Genomic DNA, 3,768 nt, shown 5'->3' on the forward strand with positions numbered 1-3,768 from the left:
GAGGTAGATCACCTCGAAGGCGGGGCCGACCGGGCCGCCGCCCGCCGTGAGCTCGGGGTGGCAGCCCTCGGTCCGAGCGGGCCGCCACGCGCGCGTGGGGCGCGGTTCCGGTGCGGACGGGGTGACGGCCTCGGTGCGCCACGCGTACGCGGCGACCGGCGCCGTCTCCCCCGACAGCGCCCGCGCGAGCGCGCCCAGCACCTCGACGAGGCCCAGGCCGCCCGCGTCGACGACACCGGCCTCGCCGAGCACGTCGAGCTGGCCCGGGGTGACGGCGAGGGCGGTACGGGCCGCCTCGTCCGCGGCGCGGGCCACGGCCGGGGCGTCGCCCTCGGTCTGCGCGGCCGCCCTGGCCGCGGCGGCGGCGACCGTGAGCACGGTGCCCTCCACCGGGCGGGCCACGCCCTCGTACGCGGACGCGACGGCGCGCTCCAGGGCCGCACGCAGCAGCTCGCCGCCCTCGGCGCCCTCGGGGGCGGCGGCCAGGACCTCCGCCGTGCCACGCAGGAGCTGCGCCAGGATCGTGCCGGAGTTGCCGCGGGCCCCTATGAGGGCGCCGTGCGCCATGGCCCGCACGACCTCGGGGAGCGTGGGCGGAGCGGCGGGGTCCGCGGTGGCGTGGCCGTCGAAGACCGCCTCGACGGCGCGGGAGGCCGACTCGACGGTCAGGTAGAGGTTGGTGCCGGTGTCCCCGTCCGCGACCGGGTAGACGTTGATCGCGTCGATCTCCTCGCGGGCCCGCCCGAGCGCGTCGAGGGCCAGGGCGCACCAGGTGCGCACCACGGCGGCGGCCCGGGGGCACCCCCGGACGGAGTCTGCGGGAGTGTGCGGCACCTGTGTCCTCCTCGGGCTCCTGGGGGCGTGGGCAGTGATCGGCAGCGTAGTCCTGCCGGGTCGGGGAGCGGGTGGCCGGGAGCGGATCGGGCAGGCATGGTAGTTTCGTTCTACGGAAGCAGTCGATGTATGCTGCTCCGGTTGCCTGATGAGAATCAGGAACATCCCCTGGTACTGCCGGTCGCTTCAGATCTCGGCACGCAGGGATTCACCGTACGTGCCTGTCGTCTTCGTGCAAGCGGAGATGACCCGTCTTTGGAGTAACCCGTGGCTGCCAACTGCGACGTCTGCGGCAAGGGGCCGGGCTTCGGCAACGCTATCTCGCACTCGCACCGCCGTACCCCCCGTCGTTGGAACCCCAACATCCAGCGGGTGCGCGCAGTGATCGGGCGCACGCCGAAGCGGATCAACGCCTGCACCTCGTGCATCAAGGCCGGTAAGGTCTCGCGCTGAATTCAGTAGCGGAACCGGTCCATCCTCCCGGATGGACCGGTTTTTCGTTTTTCCGGGCCTGAGTGACCGGGACAGCGCGCCCCATCAGGGGCGCGGGGAACTGCGCGACCGGCCACGACGCAACCGGCAGCCGCGCACCGAGCTCACGAGGCACCCGGTAGGCGCCGCGCAGCGGCCCGCAGCCACCCGTGGTCCACCGGCCCGATCCCCGCTCCCAAGGAGAAGCCCGCCGCTATCGCGCCGGTGACGTACGTCTTGGCGAGGGTCACAGCCGACGGCACGTCGTGCCCCTTCGCCAGTTCCGAGGCGACGGCGGAAGCCAGAGTGCAGCCCGTCCCGTGCGTATGGCGGTTGTCGTGGCGCGGGGCCCGCAGCCAGTGTTCCTCGGTGCCGTCCGTCAGGAAGTCGACGGCTTCGGAGCCGTCCAGGTGCCCGCCCTTGATGAGCGCCCACGTGGGCCCGTAGGAGAGCACCGCGTCGGCCGCGCGCCGCAGATCGTCCTCCCCCGTCACGTGTACGCCCGTGAGCCAGGCGACCTCGTCGAGGTTGGGGGTGGCGACCGTCGCCAGGGGCAGCAGCCTCGTGCGAAGGGCGTCGAGCGCGGAGGCGGCCAGCAGCGGGTCGCCGTGCTTGGAGATGCCGACGGGGTCGACGACCACGGGGGCGCCGACCCCGGTGAGGAGTTCCGCCACGGTCTCCACGAGTTCGGCGGAGGCGAGCATCCCGGTCTTGACGGCCTCGACGCCGATGTCGTCGACGACGCTGCGGAACTGGGCGCGGACCGCCTCGGCGGGCAGCGGCCAGGCGCCCTGCACGCCGAGCGAGTTCTGGGCGGTGACAGCGGTGAGCACGCTCATGCCGTGCACGCCCAGCGCGAGCATCGTCTTGAGGTCGGCCTGGATGCCCGCACCGCCGCCGGAGTCGGAACCGGCGACGGTCAGCACGCGCGGGGGGCGGGGCGAGGGAGAAGGAACCGGCATGCGGCCGAATCTACTCGCGGCCCCCGCCGTCTATTCGTGGGGGCCGTCGTCCCCGAAGTGGTCCCAGCCGCCCGCCTTGTCCCAGGGGGCGCCGTCGACGGTCACCTGCGGCAGCGCGGAGGGGCTGACGACCTCGCCGATGACCTTCCAGCGCGCGGGCAGCTTCACGTCGGGCGGGAAGGTCGCGACGATCGCGTGGTCCTCTCCCCCGGTGAGCACCCACTGCAGCGGGTCGACGCCGACGGCCTGGCCGATGTCGGACATCTGGGTGGGCACGTCGATGGCGGCCGTCCGCAGGTCGATGCGGACCTTGCTGGCGTCGGCGATGTGTCCGAGGTCGGCGATGAGGCCGTCGCTGACGTCGGTCATGGCCGTCGCGCCGAGAGCGGCGGCGGCGGGGCCCGCGTGGTACGGCGGCTCGGGGCGGCGGTGCGCCTCGACGAAGGCGCGCGGCGAGCGGAAGCCGCGGACGAGCACGGCGAGCCCGGCGGCGGACCAGCCGAGCCAGCCCGTGACGGCGACGACGTCGCCGGGCTTGGCGCCGGAGCGGGTGACCGGCTCGTGGTTGCGCAGGTCACCCAGGGCCGTGATGGCCACGGTGATGGTGTCACCGCGCACCACGTCCCCGCCGACCACGGCGGCGCCCGCGACCTGGCACTCGTCGCGGATGCCGTCCATCAGCTCGGTGGGCCAGGTGGCGGGGAGTTCGGCGGGTACCACGAGCGCGAGCAGCACGGCGGTCGGGACCGCGCCCATGGCCGCGATGTCGGCGAGGTTCTGCGCGGCCGCCTTGCGGCCGACGTCGTAGGCCGTGGACCAGTCGCGCCGGAAGTGCCGCCCTTCCAGGAGCACGTCGGTGCTGGCCACGACCCTCCGGTCGGGAGCGGCGACCACCGCGGCGTCGTCCCCCGGCCCGAGCCGGACCGCAGGGGTGGTGGTGAGCCGGGAAGTAAGCTCTCTGATGAGCCCGAACTCCCCCAACTCGCCCACGGTGCCTTTCACTGAGCTCCTCCTAGGAGTATCGGTTGTGACATTCGCCGCGCCGCGCAGGCAGCGCGGGTCTCCCCGCGTCGTACGGCAACGCGGTACCGTGGCGTCTCTTCTCCCCACATGATCCTCGTAGCCGCCCTGGAGGTCCCGTGGTACAGGCGTACATCCTGATCCAGACCGAGGTCGGCAAGGCGTCGACCGTGGCCGAAGTCATCGCGAAGATCACGGGCGTGATCCAGGCGGAGGACGTGACGGGTCCGTACGACGTGATCGTGCGCGCCCAGGCGGACACCGTCGACGAGCTCGGCCGGATGGTGGTCGCGAAGGTCCAGCAGGTGGAGGGGATCACCCGCACCCTGACCTGTCCGGTGGTCCATCTGTAGCTCCCCGTATGCTCGCCCGGTGAAGTCTTCGCTCCGCCGGTCGCTCGGCCTGCCCGTCCTCGCCGTCCTGTTCGCCGCCGTGGGCTGCTCCGCGGACGGCGGGACGGCGGGGCCCGCGGTGCCCACCC

General features: G+C 73.3%; 5 protein-coding genes. 2 read left to right on the forward strand and 3 right to left on the reverse strand.

The annotated features are described in order from the left end of the window. A partial coding sequence (locus K6I34_RS33420) for a DAK2 domain-containing protein (RefSeq protein WP_229331796.1) occupies positions 1-834 on the reverse strand: 834 nt, incomplete at its 3' end. A gap of 267 nt (positions 835-1,101) precedes the next feature. On the opposite strand from K6I34_RS33420, the gene rpmB reads away from it, so the two are divergent. Continuing rightward, on the forward strand, positions 1,102-1,287 hold the full coding sequence (rpmB, locus tag K6I34_RS33425; RefSeq protein ID WP_087926075.1) for a 50S ribosomal protein L28: 186 nt from the start codon (positions 1,102-1,104) through the stop codon (positions 1,285-1,287). A 143-nt stretch (positions 1,288-1,430) separates the two neighbouring features. Here the strand turns inward: rpmB and thiD are convergent, their stop codons facing one another. Beyond that, entirely contained in the window at positions 1,431-2,267 is an 837-nt protein-coding gene (thiD, locus tag K6I34_RS33430) for a bifunctional hydroxymethylpyrimidine kinase/phosphomethylpyrimidine kinase (RefSeq protein WP_229331797.1), read from the reverse strand. A gap of 30 nt (positions 2,268-2,297) precedes the next feature. Beyond that, on the reverse strand, positions 2,298-3,269 hold the full coding sequence (locus K6I34_RS33435; RefSeq protein WP_229331798.1) for a thiamine-phosphate kinase: 972 nt from the start codon (positions 3,267-3,269) through the stop codon (positions 2,298-2,300). Positions 3,270-3,406: 137 nt separating this feature from the next. On the opposite strand from K6I34_RS33435, the gene K6I34_RS33440 reads away from it, so the two are divergent. Next, on the forward strand, positions 3,407-3,640 hold the full coding sequence (locus tag K6I34_RS33440) for an Lrp/AsnC ligand binding domain-containing protein (protein WP_121799927.1): 234 nt from the start codon (positions 3,407-3,409) through the stop codon (positions 3,638-3,640). Positions 3,641-3,768: the final 128 nt, after the last annotated feature.

This window comes from Streptomyces sp. UNOC14_S4 (assembly GCF_020740835.1).
Taxonomy (GTDB): domain Bacteria; phylum Actinomycetota; class Actinomycetes; order Streptomycetales; family Streptomycetaceae; genus Streptomyces.

Bases quoted from the DNA above. Each gene is read 5' to 3' on its own strand.
- thiD (WP_229331797.1), bottom strand. From the start codon at position 2,267: ATGCCGGTTCCTTCTCCCTCGCCCCGCCCCCCGCGCGTGCTGACCGTC.